The organism is Pyxidicoccus fallax (genome assembly GCF_012933655.1).
GTDB classification, from domain to species: domain Bacteria; phylum Myxococcota; class Myxococcia; order Myxococcales; family Myxococcaceae; genus Myxococcus; species Myxococcus fallax.
On sequence record NZ_JABBJJ010000331.1, the window covers coordinates 1 to 13,824 of the forward strand.

Genomic DNA, 13,824 nt, shown 5'->3' on the forward strand with positions numbered 1-13,824 from the left:
GTGGAGGAGGCGCCCCCCGCGAAGCCCCCGCCGCCTCCGCGCGCGGCGCCGGCTCCCATGGCCCCGCCGCCTCCGCCTCCCGCCCGCGCGGGTGGCGGCAGCATCGAGTTCGACCTGGACCTGTCCGACGCCATGGAGGAGACGCCCGCCGTGGCGCCTCCGCCTCCGCCCCGCGCGGCGGCTCCGGTGGCTCCTCCGCCGGCACCCGCGGCGGCGCGCTCGGGGGGCAGCATCGAGTTCGACCTGGACCTCTCCGACGACATGACGGAGGCCCCCGCCGCGAAGCCCCCACCGGCGCCTGTCCGCCCCGTGGCGCCTCCGCCCGCGCCGGTGGCCGCCGCGGTCCGGCCTCCGCCTCCGCCCCCGGCGCCGCCTCCCCCGCCCCCGGCCGCGCTTCCCAACGTGCGCCGCGAGGCGCCCCGCGCGCCCGAGCCCGTGGGTACGCCCACGGTGCTGGCCCCGGCCGCCGCGAAGCAGGCGCCCGTCTCGCTCGGGCTCGATGAGCGCGGACTGCCGAAGACGGTCTTCCTGCCGCCGCCTCCGCAAATCACCGGCACCGGCCCCGTCATCGGCATCGACCTGGGCACCACCAACTCGTGCGTGGCGCTGCTCACCAACGGGCGGCCGCTCGTGCTGCGCTCGCGCGAGGGCTACAACACGATTCCCTCCGTCATCTCGCTCAACGCGCAGAGCAAGCTGCTCGTCAGCCACCGCGCGAAGAGCCAGCTCGTGTTGCGTCCACAGCAGACCATCTACGGTGCGAAGCGGCTCGTCGGCCGCCCCTATGACAGCGCCGTGGTGAACCAGGTCCGCGAGCGCTTCCATTACGAAATCGTCCCCGACGCCGCGGGCCGCGCCGCCGTGCGCCTGGGCGACCACGTGCTGTCGCTCGAAGAGGTGCAGGCCATCATCCTCAAGGAGTGCAAGGAGATGGCCGAGACCCACCTCAACCAGAAGGTGGAGCGCGCGGTGGTGACGGTGCCCGCGTACTACTCGGAGCCGCAGCGCGAGGCCACCCGCAAGGCCGGCATCCTCGCCGGGCTCAAGGTGGAGCGCATCCTCAACGAGCCCACCTCCGCGGCGCTCGCGTACGGCCTCAACCGCGAGCTGAACAAGAAGGTCCTCGTCTACGACCTGGGCGGCGGTACCTTCGACGCCACGGTGCTGCGCATCGAGAAGAACGTCTTCGAGGTGCTCGGCACCGGCGGCGACATCTTCCTGGGCGGTATCGACTTCGACAACCTCATCGTCGACTACCTCCTGGCGCGCTTCCAGGAGAAGGAGGGCATCGCCTTCACCGGTGACGGCATCGCCCTGTCGCGCGTGAGCGACGCGGCCGAGCGCGCGAAGATGGCGCTGTCCGAGCGCAGCAGCTTCGAGGTCCACATCCCCATGCTGATGATGGACGAGGCGGGGCGGCCCCGGGACCTACGCGTCGTCCTCACGCGGCAGGAATTGGAGAAGATCTGCGACCCGCTGCTCAGCCGCACCATCGACGTGGTGCGGGACGTGCTGCTGGACGCGAAGCTCAAGGCCTCCGAGGTGGACGACATCATCCTCGTGGGCGGTATGAGCCGCATTCCGCTGGTGCGCGAGAAGCTCAAGGAGCTGTTCGGCAAGGCGGCGCAGGCCAGCGTCAACGCCGACGAGGCCGTGGCCCTGGGCGCGGCGCTGTACTCGGGCTCGGTGGACAAGGTGAGCAGCGTGGTGCTCATCGACGTGCTGCCGATGACGGTGGGCATCGCCATGCCCGGTGGCGCCTTCAAGCGCGTCATCGAGCGCAACAGCCCGCTGCCCGCCCAGCGCTCGTTCGCCATCGCCACCAACAAGGACAACGAGGAGTTCCTCGAGCTGTCCATCTTCCAGGGCGAGGACAACCACATCTCCGCCAACGAGTACCTGGGCACGGTGCGCATCGAGGGCCTGCCCCGGGGCCCCAAGGGCTCGGTGCGGGTGGCCGTCACCATCAAGCTCGACTCCGAGTGCGTGCTGCACGTGGAGGCGCGTGAGTACTCCACGCGCAAGGAAGTGAAGGCCACGCTGGCCACGCGCTACTCGCCCGAGGAACTGCAGAAGCAGCTCCAGGTGAGCAAGGAGTCGGCGAAGGCGGCGGAGGCGCGTCGTGGCGCCGACCTCAAGGAGCGCGCGGGTGGTTTCTGGGGCTTCGTGAAGAAGGCGCTGGGCCGCAAGTAGCGCATGACGGCCACCGCGCCCCGGTACCTGACGCGCTTCCGGTGCCTCGCGGACACCTGCGAGGACACCTGCTGCTCGGGGCTCGTCGTCCCCGTGGGCAAGGCGTGCTGGCAGCGCCTGCGTGACGCGGTGGCGGGGAGCCCGGACGCGGCGCGTGTGGAGGCCTTCGTCCAGCCGGACGAGGGCAGCGGCCCTGGCGCGGAGGACGCGGTCATCGCGAAGGGGGCGGATGGGCACTGCGCGTTCCTCGACGCGCGCAAGCTGTGCTCGCTGCATGGCGCGCATGGAGAGCGGGCGCTGCCGGACGTGTGCGCCACGTTCCCTCGCGCGGCCACGCGGTGGGGCGAGCGGCTGGAGGTGGTGGGCTCGCTGGCCTGTCCCGAGGTGGCCCGGCTGTGCCTGCTCGCGGAGGATTCGCTGGAGCGGGTGCCCGTGTCCGAGGACGTGGCCGTGCGTCCGGGGTCGGCGCGGCGGGTGGGCGGCGACGCGGAGGACGCGTGGACGCGGCACGCGGAGGCGGTGCGCGCCACGGCGGTGACGGTGCTCCAGCAGCCGGGGGCGGTATCGTTCGCGTCCCGGATGTTCGCGATGGGGCAGCTCGCGCTCCGGCTGGACGGGTTCTACTTCCGGGGCACGGAGGCCTTCAGCGGTGACGCCCGGGCGGGAGCGGAGGCCACGCTCCAGGACGTGCTGCGCTCCTTCGCCGCGCCGGAGACGCTGGCCGCGATTCAAGAGAGCTTCTCCGCGCTGGTGCTGCCCGGAGGGCCGTGGGCGGGCATCTGCGCCTCCGTGGTGAGGGCCCGTCAGGCCCCGGTCCGTGGCGAGCGGTTCAACGCGCTGGTGAGCGCGGTGCTCGCCTCCTACGGAGGCGGCGAGGCGCCGGACGAGGCGTGGCGCCTCTTCGCGGAGCGGCGCGAGCGGCTGGCGCCAGGGCTGAACGCGCGCGTGGAGCAGTACTTCCGCCATCACGCGGTGAACCACTGGCTGCGCCACCCGTTCACCGACTTGCCCCGGCTGCTGGACTACGTGTTCCTGCTGACGCTGCGCTCGGCGGTGCTGCGGTGGACGCTGTTCGGGCACCCCACGGTGGTGGCGCTGTGCGAGGGCGGGGTGGAGGGCACGGCGGAGGCGCAGGCGCGACTGGACGCCGCCGCGGTGGAGTGCTTCCAGCTCATCGCGAAGCACGTGGAGGTGTCGCCGGAGCTGCACACGCTCGCGCGAGGGCTGGCGGGCAGCGGCGGCTCGGAGACGCTGGGGCGGATGCTGGTGCTGCTGAAGGGGATGTGAGCCGCCCCCGTCAGCGCGTGACGCCGAGCAGCTCCCGCAGTTGCCGCAGCATCTCGATTTCCGAGCCGTCCAGGTGGCGGTCGCTGGCCATCAGCATCCGCGCCGCATGGAGGACGGCCTCCGGGTCCGCCCGCAGCATGCCCAGGTTGGGCGGGGGCAGCGGCCTGCCGTCCTTCAGGCACTGCGTCACCGTGGCCAGCTCGTCCAGCGGAACGCTCATGGCCCGCGCCGTCGCCACGAGGTGCTCGACTTCCTCGGGGGTGATGTGGCCGTCACTGGTGGCCACCTGGAGCAGCAGCTTGACGACTTCGATGTGGAAGCGCGGGTCGGGACTGGAGGGCGTCATCGCCCGCCAGTCCTAAGCGACTCTCCGGGAGCAGGAAAGTTCCCGGGAAGCGGGCGGGCGCTCAGGGGGCCGAGCGGGGCTTCGCGCCCAGCCGCTGCATGGCCTGCTGGAAGACGGGGTACTCCTGCGCGCCCTGGAGGCCGAACTTGTCCCCGATGATGAAGGTGGGCACCGCGTTGATGCCCCACTCGTGCGCCTGGCGCACGGCGTCCTCCACCACCTGGGCGTAGCGGCCCTCCTCGACGACGCGCTGCACCGCGTCCGGGTCCAACCCCGCCTCCTGGGCCGCGCCCCGGAGCGTGTCCCACTGCCAGAGGTCCTGGCCCTCGCTCCAGTAGCGCCGGAGGATGGCGGCGTTGAAGGCCTCCAGCTTCCCCTGCTCGCGCGCGTACTCAGCGGCCTGGTGGGCCCGCCGGGTGGAGGGAATGACTTCCCGCTCCACCATGGTCAGCCCGGCCGCGGCCGCGCGGCGCTTGAGGGGGTTGTTGGGGTCCTTCATCCGCTCGCGCACGTAGGCCGGCAGGGGCAACCCCTCCGGCGGAGTCTCCGGGCGCAGGAAGAATGGACGCCAGTCCACCTGGACGTCGTATTCCTTCTTCAGCTTCTCGACCTCCACGAGGCCGACGTAGCACCAGGGTCAAACGAAGTCGGACCAGACGCGCACGATGACAGGCTCGCTCATGCCCTGGCTCTAACACCCTGGCGGCGCGGCGTCATGGGAAGTTGACGCACCGGGTCTCTCTGTCTTCGCCATCCGGCGGTGGACAGCGCGCTTGCGAGCGGGAATTGTCCACCCCCGAAAGCCCGCCCGCGCGCCCGGGCCTCGTGAGACGGACGCGGGCCCACCCCGAGGAGGAACACCTTGCCGCTGTCGCTCATCGCGGCCCTGGCCCTTGGCGCCACTCCGGCGCCGGCCCGGCCCCAGCCGTACACCATCCAGGACCAGGTCACGTTGCGCCGGCTGAGCAACCCGCGCGTGTCCCCGGATGGTCAGCAGGTTGCCTTCGTCCTGCGCAACACCGACATGGAGGCGAACCGCGGACGCAATGACATCTGGCTCGTCGGACTCAATAGCGAGTCCACCCCGCGCCAGCTCACCTCGCACCCGGACTCGGACGCCGAGCCCACCTGGGCGCCGGACGGCAAGAGCCTCTTCTTCCTGTCCTCGCGCGGCGGCTCCTCGCAGGTGTGGCGCATGCCGGTGGACGGCGGCGAGCCCCAGCAGGTGACGAAGCTCCCGCTGGACGTGGGGGCCTTCCGCCTGTCCCGCGACGGCAAGCTGCTCGCCGTGGCCATGGACGTCTACCCGGACTGCGCCTCGCTGGAGTGCAACACCCAGCGCGACACCGAGCGCTCCAAGAAGAAGTCCACCGGCCGCGTGCACGACAAGCTCTTCGTGCGCCACTGGGACGCGTGGAAGGAGGGCAAGCGCTCGCACCTGTTCGTCCTCCCCGTGGACGGCGGCACGCCCGTGGACGTGATGAAGGGCATGGACGCGGACGCGCCCACCAAGCCCTTTGGTGGCTCGGAGGAGTTCACCTTCACCCCGGACAACAAGAGCGTCGTCTTCACCGCGCGCGACGTGGGCCGCACCGAGTCCTGGTCCACCGACATGGACCTCTTCGTCGTCCCGGTGGACGGCAAGGCCAAGCCGCGCAAGCTCACCGAGAAGAACCGCGCCACCGACACCAGCCCCGTCTTCAGCCCGGACGGCTCCACGCTGGCCTACCTCGCCATGTCCCGCCCCGGCTACGAGGCGGACCGCTACCGCGTCATCCTCCGCTCGTGGCCGGGCGGCCAGGAGCGCGTGCTCGCCGAGGAGTGGGACCGCTCGGCCGGCGGCATCGTCTGGAGCGCGGACGGCAAGACGCTCTACGCGGTGGCCAACCACATCGGTCAGCAGCCCGTCTTCGCGCTGGACGTGGCCAGCGGCAAGGTGACGCAGCTCACGAAGGAGGGCACCGCGGACTCGCCGCAGCCCGCCGCCGGTGGCCGCATCGTCTTCCTGCATGACGACCTGGACTCGCCCGCGGACCTGCACGTCATCAACGCGGACGGCTCCGGCGCGCGGCAGCTCACGCAGGTCAACCAGGCGCACGCGGCCCGCCTGCGCTTCGGCGCCTTCGAGCAGTTCGAGTTCCCCGGCTGGAACAACGAGACGGTGCGCGGCTACGTCGTGAAGCCGGTGGACTTCGACCCCAAGCGCCAGTACCCGCTGGCCTTCCTCATCCACGGCGGCCCGCAGGGCTCCTTCGGCAATCACTTCCACTACCGGTGGAACCCCCAGGTCTACGCCGCGCGCGGCTACGTGGCGGTGATGATCGACTTCCACGGCTCCACCGGCTACGGCCAGGCCTTCACCGACTCCATCCGCGACGACTGGGGTGGCAAGCCGCTGGAGGATTTGAAGAAGGGCCTCGCCGCGGCCCGCGAGCGCTACCCCTTCATCCACAAGACGCGCGGGTGCGCGCTGGGCGCCAGCTACGGCGGCTACATGATCAACTGGATTGCCGGCAACTGGAACGACGGCTTCCAGTGCCTCGTCAACCACGACGGCATCCTCGACGAGCGCATGGGCTACTTCGACACCGAGGAGCTGTGGTTCCCCGAGTGGGAGCACAAGGGCACGCCGTGGGACAACCCGGAGGGCTACGGCAAGCACAGCCCCATCAACCACGTGGCCAAGTGGAAGACGCCGATGATGGTCATCCACGGCGGCCAGGACTTCCGCGTGGTGGAGACGCAGGGCCTGGGCACCTTCACCGCCCTGCAGCGCAAGGGCATCCCCTCCAAGCTGCTCTACTTCCCGGACGAGAATCACTGGGTGGTGAAGCCGGCCAACAGCGTGCAGTGGCACGACGAGGTGCTGGCCTGGCTGGACCAGTGGACGCGGGCGAAGTGACGTGAAGTGAAGTCACCTTCCGGGGCCGCGTGTCCTGCACGGGCCCCGGAAGCGTGCCGCATCCCTAGCGGGGGATGTCGAAGCAGTCGTCGATGCAGCTCTCCAGGACCTGCGCGCAGGTGCGGTCGTCGATGCAGCGGGAGCACTCCGCGACGCGGTCCTCGCGCTCCTCCTTGTCGCCGTCTTCAATCCACTCGTCGATGCCCTCGGCGCATGCGCCGGTGTCGAGGTTGTCGTTGAAGCACTCCTTGTGCTTGTCGCAGATGGAGTCCGCGTCGTTGGAGCAGCCCGTCACCAGCGCGCCGAGCGCGAGGACGGTGGTCAGCGTCAGGGTCCGAATCTTCATGGCGCGGCATCTACCAACGAAAAGCGCCCCCCGGAAGACCCGGGAGGCGCGGTGCGTCACGGATGCGAAAGTGCAGCCGTATCGCGTGTAACGAGGTTACTTCTTGGGCGACGGGGTGGTGGGCGCCGTGGTGCCGCCAGTGGTGGAGCCATGGCCCATGGAGCCGTGGTCCATGGAGCCGCCGGTGCTGCCGCCCATGGAGCCGCCGGTGCTGCCGTTCATGGAGCCGGCGCCGGAGCCGCCCACGCCCATGGTGTCATCCAGCTTGCCGAGGATGTTCCAGGCCTGCTCGCGGTGCGCGGGCACCTTCTGCATGAGCTCCTGCATCATCGCGGTCATCTGCGGGTCCATGTTGGTCATGGCCTGACGGGCGGCCATCACCTTGCCCAGCGTGGCGTCGTGGTCACCGACCTGGCCGGCCATGTAACAGGAGTCGAAGGCGGCGCCCTTGAGAACCTGGAGCTCCTCCATGGTGGCCTTGTCCTGGGCCATCACCTTCTTCTCCACGTCGTTCATGGCCTTGGGCATGTCCGCCAGCTTGTGACCCTTGCTCTGGGCGTAGGTCATGAGCTTCTGGTCCATGGCGGTGTGGTCCTTGACCATCATGCTGGCAAAGGACTTCACGTCCGGATTCGTGGCGTTCTTCTCGGCGAGCTGGCCCAGCTTGATTTCCTGCTGGTTGGCGTAGTGCAGCCGCTCCAGCAGCGCCTTCTCGTCCGTGGGGGCCATGAAGCCCTGGAACTCGGCCATGCCCTTCTCGGCCTTCTTCATCTGGCCCGGCGCGCTGGCGGCGCCGCCCGGGGTGCCCTGGGCGAGCGCGAAGCCGCCGGTGAGGAGCGAGGCCGAGAGGATGATTCCCTGAATGGTGCGCTTCATGTCGTGCTTCTCCTTTCGTGTTACGGAATTCTTGAAAGTCCTGGCTGTACGGGGCGCACCTTGGCCTGGGGGCGAGGTGGGACCTAAGCGCCGGCCCGGGCATCCGTGAGCCACCACACGCTCGGCGGGGGCGTGGGTGCGCCGGCCAACGGTGGCACTGCCCATGGGTCGGGGGGGAAAACGTTCAGTGCGGCACGGAGCGCTCCTGTGAGTAGGGCTCGCGCGGCGCGCGGGGCGGAGTGGGGGGAGGAAGGTGGGCGCCGTGGCCGCCCTCGGTGGCGGGCTCCCGGCTCTGCCAGGGCCAGTGGCCCTCCAGCTCCACCGTGAGGGTGAAGCTGAGGAAGGTCCTGATGAGGACGATGAGGCCCAGCACGAGGACGCTGCGCAGCGTGGGCGCCTCGCTCACCGTGCGGATGATGTCGGCGGCGACGAGGAACTCCAGGCCGAGGAGAATCGCGCGGCCCAGGTTGAGGCGGAAGCGACGGTAGGCCTCACTGGGCGGGAGGCCGCGGCGGACGGCGAGCAGCACGACGGCGAGCACCGCTCCCAGCACCATGGCGGCCACGCCAGCTCCCTCCATGAGCTGGGCGGACAGCGCTATGAGCGAGCTGGACTCCATCGTGCCTCCCCGCGCGTGAAGCTACGCATGGGGAGGGGCGAGGCCATGAGACGGCGGGCGCCCGGCTGGCCGGACGCCGCTCCCACCGGGCCTCGTGCCAACGTCAGACGTGGCGGATGGCCGCGCCCGGGCGGGGCTGGCCGGAGGGAGGACGGGCACCCGGCAGGGTAGGCCCCGCTGACCGGATGGCGTGCGCGCGGAACTTGGCGTCCGGCGTCAGCCGGAGCGGGCACAGCGGCGGCCGCCCCACTGTCCGGATGCCGTGGCCGAGGAGCCTGGCGCCCGGCGGTAGGGACGCGGCCATGAGTGCGCGTCCGCCGGGCTGGCCGGCCGGGCGCTCTGGCCGGGAGGCTCAGCGCCCGGCGTCGGCCGGACCGGGCGCGGCGGGCGGCTGAGCGGGCGGAGGAGCGGCCTGCCCCCCGGCGGCGGGGACGTTCATCTCGGACAGCTCGCCCTCCTCGTTGAGGAAGGCCTGGGCGGCGCGGTCCACCTCCTCTGGCTTGAGGTTGGTGAGCTGCACGGTGGCCTGACGCGTGCGCGTGGCCAGCGCCGACTCACCCAGCGCGCCATGGATGCGCGTGAGGGCCAGGTGGATTTCCGGGTCGAACGGGTCCGACGCCAGCGCCTCCAGGTACGCCGTCTTCGCCTTGGGGTAGTCCTTGCGGAACAGCAGGATGCGGCCCAGGTGCACGTTGGTGGAGGGCGAGCCCGGGTACACGCGCAGGCTGCCGCGCAGCACGCTCTCCGCCTCGTCCAGCCGCCGCAGCTCCAGCAGCGCCAGCGCGTACTTGTTGGAGATGGACTCGTACTTGTCGCCCACCAGCTTGTGCGCCTTGGCGTACTCCTCCGCCGCGGCCTTCACGCGGTTGCGCTCGCGCAACAGCTCGCCCAGGTGCGCGAAGCGGCGCGCGGGCACCTCCTCCACGTTGTCGAACTCGCCGAAGGAGATTTCACGGCCCTTCTTCTCCTTCTCGTCCTTCACCTTGCCCTTGGCGTCCTCCTTGAGGACCACGCGCTCCTCGCGCGGCAGCAGCTCCGGCGGGAAGGGCTGCTTCTTGATGTGGGCCAGCCACGCCTTCTCGAAGAGGGCGAAGGGCATGCCCATGGCGGCCTCCACCGCCTTGCGGTCCTTCTGCCCGTTCTTCAGCTCGTGGATGATGGCGCGCAGGCCCGCGGTGCCCTTCGTCTGGTGCACGTAGTCGATGGCGTAGAACACCTCGGCGAACGCGGTGGCGGCGTCCTCCGCCGTGGGCAGCAGGGCAATCGACGGGTGCATCTTCTCGAAGGGGACGAGCGTGTCCGCCTTCACGCGCTTGCCCAACAGGGCCTGCGTGGAGGGCGTCATCGCCAGGCCCGCCTTGCCGCGCCAGCGCGACTCCAGGAACTTGGCCAGGCCCTCGTGCAGCCAGATGGGGACGGTGTTGCGGCTCATCTGGCTGACGACGAGGTGGATGTACTCGTGCGCGAGCGTGTCCTGCCAGTCGTAGCCCTGCGCCACCGCCTTGGGGCTGGTCACCATCAGCTTGTTGAACTTGCAGATGGCGATGGTGCCGGTGGTGCGAATCTGCTTCTCCGTCAGCGTGCTGACGCGCGACAGCTCGCGGGCGTTGTTCACCACCTCGACGCGAATCTTCCCGCCCGGCGGCGTCCAGCCCAGGTCCTCCGCCATGGCGCGGTGGATGGCCTCCAGCGTCTCCAGGGCGTAGGGCACCAGCACCTCTTCCTTGCCCTTGGGGTAGAAGAAGATGAAGTGCGCGCTCTCGGCGCGCAGGTGGTTCTTGACGATGTCGCGCGTGTCCTTGGCCAGCCGCAGGTAGCTGCCCGGCCGGTCCTCGATGTTGGCGCCCTGGAGCAGGGTGGCCGCGTCCTCGTAGCGGCCCTCCTCGAAGGCCACGCGGCCCTGGTAGAACTTGAGCGGCTCCAGCTCCGCGGGGACGAGCTCCTCCACCTCGGCCAGCTCGCGCTTCGCGCCGGGGACGTCCCAGTCCTCCAGCGACTGCTCTACGCGGCCCAGCCGGTCCTTCACCTCATCCTTGAGCGCGGCGCTCTGCGCCCACGCGGCCTGCGGGACGCAGAAGAGCGCCACGGCCAGCACCGCGAAGAAGGCCCGCACGGCGTGCGGGGAGTCGGGGTTCGGCACGGGGTGACTCACTTCACCAGCTCCTCGTAGTAGCGCTTCACCTGCTCCCGGTACTTCTCCGGAGCGCCCTGCTTCATCGCGTCCAGCAGGTCCTTGCGGAACTCCTTGGGCGCCTGGAAGGCGTCTTCATCCGGCAGCTCCACCTTGTTGCGCGGGTCCTGCCCGTTGCCTTCCTGATTGCCGCGGCGCGCGCCCGCGCCCATGGGCAGGGGCAGGCCGCCCTTGCCGCCGCGCTGGCCCTCCTGCATCTGCCGCTGGAACTGGCGCAGGCCCTCCAGCGCCGCCTGCTGCTCGCCGTAGCCGCGGCCCGGGTCCTTGCCCTGCATCCTCTGCGCGGCCTCGCCCATGCGCTGGCCCACGCCCTCCATCTGCTGCGTGGCCTCCTCGCCGAACAGCGGCGCCATCTGCTGCATCTCGTCCATCTGCTGGCGCAGGCCCTGGGCGCGCTGCTCCAGCTGGGCCTGCTGCTGCGCGAGCTGCTGGAGCTGCTGCTTCTCCTGCTGCGACAGCTGCGCGCCGGGCGGCGGGAAGAGCGACTGGAGCTGCTTGTTGACGTCCTCCACGGAGCGCGCGTCGCGCTCCAGCCGCTGCGCCAGCTCGGCGGACTGCTGCCGCACCTCGGGCGGGTTGCCGAACATCTCGTCGAGCTGCCGCTGCTGCTCGCCCATCATGGACAGCTGGCGGGCCGCGTCCTCGGCGCGCGCGGCGGCCTCGGCGGCCAGGTCGAAGTCATTGACCTTCAGCGCGCTCTCCACCGTCTTCAGCTCGGACTGGGCCTCCTCCAGCGGGCGCGCGGCGCGGCTGTTGAGCTGCTCCGGCTTGAGCTTCTCGTAGCTCTCCTGCGCCTCCTTCACCTTGCGCATGAGGTCGTCCTTGGCGGCCTTGCCCTTCTCCGCCAGCCGCTCGCGGTTCTGCGAGCGGGCCTGGTCCCTCAGCTGGCGCGTCTGGTCCGCCACCTTCTGCTGCTCCTGCACGGTGGTCTGCAGCTCCTGCATGAACTTGCCGAACTTCTCGGTCAGCTCGGGGTACTGCTCGGAGCCGAACTCGTCGCTCTCGTTGTCCAGGTTCTGGAGCATCTCGTCCATCTGCATGCCCAGCTGCTGGAGCTTCGCGAGGGCCTCGTCCGTCTTGCCCTCGCGCATGAGCTTCTCCACGTCGTCGAGCGCGCTCTGGAGGTCCTGCTCCTTCATCATCTCCTGCAGGGCCTCGGCGTTGAGGTGCTCGTCGCGGATGCCCTTGCGCATCTCCGCCATGCGCTGCATCAGCTCGTTGATGCGCTGCTTGAGCTGTTGGATCTGCTCCATCACCGCCTGGCGGGCCGCATCGTCGGGGTTGTTCTTGTACTGCTCGACGAGGTTGGACAGCTCGCGCCGCTCGTTGGCGAGCTGCTTGGCCAGATCCTGCAGCGCCTCCAGCTTCTGCCTGTCGAGCAGGGACTCCAGGTAGAGGATGTCCTTCTCCGCCTCGTCGATTTCCTCGGTGACGGTGGCGGTGAGGCGGTTGCCGGTGCCCCAGTCCTCGCCGCGGGCGCGCTGGGTGCGCAGGTAGAGGCGGCGGAAGTCTGCGGTGCCGTTGATGTGGCTGCCCAGCGACTCGGAGATATGGCTGAGGGCGGAGACCAGCTCGGTGGGCACGTCGCGCTCGCGCGCCAGCTCCCGGGCGAGGGTGCGCATGTCGGTGATGAGCTGCTGGCCGCTGGTGTCCACGGAGGCCGCGGCGGCGATGGCCTGCGGGTCCTTCTTCTTGTCGCGGTCCGGGCCTTCGAGGCGGTCCGCGAGGTGGTCCACCATGCGGCCCCACAGCTGCTCGGCCTTCTCGAGCGCGGCGCGGCGGTGCTCGGCGGCGGAGTAGACGCGCAGCACCTGGGTGCGGCTGACGCCCTTCTTCGGGCCCTCCACCGCGTCGTTGTCCTGCGCTTCCACGTAGTAGGTGATGCGGTCGCCCGGGTCGACCTTGAGGTTGCCGAGGTCCCACGTGTACGAGCCGCGGTTGCGGCGGCCGTCTTCCTTGGGCAGCGGCACGCGCGTCTCCTGCTGCGCGCCGGGCGTGCGGAAGACGAGCGACAGGCCGGACAGGCCGTAGTCGTCGGTGGCCTCGTACTTGAGCGTCACCTGCTGGCCGGGGTCCACCTCCAGCTCCACCTGGGGCGTCATCAGCGTCACCTGCGGCGCCTTGTCCGCCTCCACGTTGAGGGCGATGTCCGGGCCGCGGGCGAGCTGCTTGTCGCGCGCGCCGTAGAAGACGAAGTGGTAGTGGCCGGACTGCTTCGCGACGAAGGTGCCCTCCAAATCCCGGTTGCCGGTGACGGTGAGGGGCAGGGCCTGGCCGTTGACCACCACCTCCGCGCGCTCCACCGGCCGGTCCGAGCGCGTCTTGAGGACGACCTCGGTGCCCGCCGGGGCGCTCACCTCGCCGTTGGTGCCGGGCACGGTGCGCTGGGTGAGGCCCGTGTACGCGGGGTAGCGGTACGTCAATTCGATGTCGCCGGTGATGGGCTCCACCACCGCCTGTGCCTGGGGCCGCGCCGCCATCTCGCGGATGCGCGCCATGCCCGCGGACCAGCCGCCGCCCAGGAGGGTCATCAGCAGCGCGAGCGCCAGCAGCACGCCGCCGGAGGCGAGCGCGGTGTTGCGCACGGGCCGGCCGTCCACCACGGAGCGCACGTCCACCGTGCGCACGCGGGTGTCCATCTGCTGGAGGAAGGCCCGGGCCAGCTCCGGCGAGCCGCCGTCGCCGTCGCCGGGCTGACGCTGGAGCTCCACGGCGGCCAGCACGTCCAGCGACAGCTCCGGGCGCTTGAGGCCGATGAGCCGCGCGGTGCGGGCGTCGTCTCCCACCCGGCGCTTCGCCAGCCAGAGGCCGAAGACGCACGCCACCGCCACGCCCAGGGGCAGCGCGAGCCACAGCACGGACGCGCCCAGGCGCGGGGCCACGAGGCCGAGGAAGCCACCGGCCGCCAGCAGCGCCGCGGCCGAGGCCCCGCCCAGCAGGACGCCCTGCCGCCACAGGTGACGGCGCTGGCGGGTGCGTACCGCGGCGAGGAGGGCCTCGACTCCGGGCGCCCTCCGGTCGGAGACGGCCCGCGAGGCCGGCGCCGAGGGGGGCGGGGGAGGCG

The 13,824-nt window shown here is 70.8% G+C and carries 9 protein-coding genes and 1 pseudogene; 3 read left to right on the forward strand and 7 right to left on the reverse strand.

Annotated features, from left to right (window positions below; all coding sequences use genetic code 11):
• Both HG543_RS42825 and fliB read left to right on the forward strand, forming a co-directional pair.
• A partial coding sequence (locus HG543_RS42825) for an Hsp70 family protein (protein WP_169350718.1) occupies positions 1–2,193 on the forward strand: 2,193 nt, incomplete at its 5' end.
• Between the two features lie 3 nt (positions 2,194–2,196).
• Entirely contained in the window at positions 2,197–3,480 is a 1,284-nt protein-coding gene (gene fliB, locus HG543_RS42830; RefSeq protein ID WP_169350719.1) for a flagellin lysine-N-methylase, read from the forward strand.
• A 10-nt stretch (positions 3,481–3,490) separates the two neighbouring features.
• Here the strand turns inward: fliB and HG543_RS42835 are convergent, their stop codons facing one another.
• On the reverse strand, positions 3,491–3,826 hold the full coding sequence (locus tag HG543_RS42835) for a TerB family tellurite resistance protein (RefSeq protein WP_169350720.1): 336 nt from the start codon (positions 3,824–3,826) through the stop codon (positions 3,491–3,493).
• 61 nt (positions 3,827–3,887) lie between these two features.
• Positions 3,888–4,451, reverse strand: a pseudogene (locus HG543_RS42840) (DsbA family oxidoreductase); the annotation flags it as partial.
• A gap of 237 nt (positions 4,452–4,688) precedes the next feature.
• Here HG543_RS42840 and HG543_RS42845 point away from each other — a divergent pair.
• Entirely contained in the window at positions 4,689–6,728 is a 2,040-nt protein-coding gene (locus HG543_RS42845; RefSeq protein WP_169350722.1) for a S9 family peptidase, read from the forward strand.
• 64 nt (positions 6,729–6,792) lie between these two features.
• On the opposite strand, the gene HG543_RS42850 is transcribed toward HG543_RS42845, so the two are convergent.
• The 5 genes from HG543_RS42850 to HG543_RS42870 form a co-directional block, all read right to left on the reverse strand.
• Complete coding sequence (locus HG543_RS42850; protein WP_169350723.1) at positions 6,793–7,074, reverse strand: hypothetical protein; 282 nt, start codon at positions 7,072–7,074, stop codon at positions 6,793–6,795.
• A gap of 96 nt (positions 7,075–7,170) precedes the next feature.
• The gene (locus tag HG543_RS42855; RefSeq protein WP_171818609.1) at positions 7,171–7,950 is read right to left on the reverse strand and encodes a DUF4142 domain-containing protein; all 780 of its coding nucleotides are present in this window, start codon (positions 7,948–7,950) and stop codon (positions 7,171–7,173) included.
• A gap of 184 nt (positions 7,951–8,134) precedes the next feature.
• Positions 8,135–8,569, reverse strand: coding sequence for a DUF1622 domain-containing protein (locus tag HG543_RS42860; protein WP_169350725.1), 435 nt, complete (start codon positions 8,567–8,569; stop codon positions 8,135–8,137).
• A gap of 352 nt (positions 8,570–8,921) precedes the next feature.
• The gene (locus tag HG543_RS42865) at positions 8,922–10,709 is read right to left on the reverse strand and encodes a peptidase MA family metallohydrolase (protein WP_169350726.1); all 1,788 of its coding nucleotides are present in this window, start codon (positions 10,707–10,709) and stop codon (positions 8,922–8,924) included.
• Positions 10,710–10,717: 8 nt separating this feature from the next.
• Positions 10,718–13,824 (reverse strand): DUF4175 family protein (locus tag HG543_RS42870; RefSeq protein ID WP_246357711.1); only part of this gene is annotated, 3,107 nt, incomplete at its 5' end.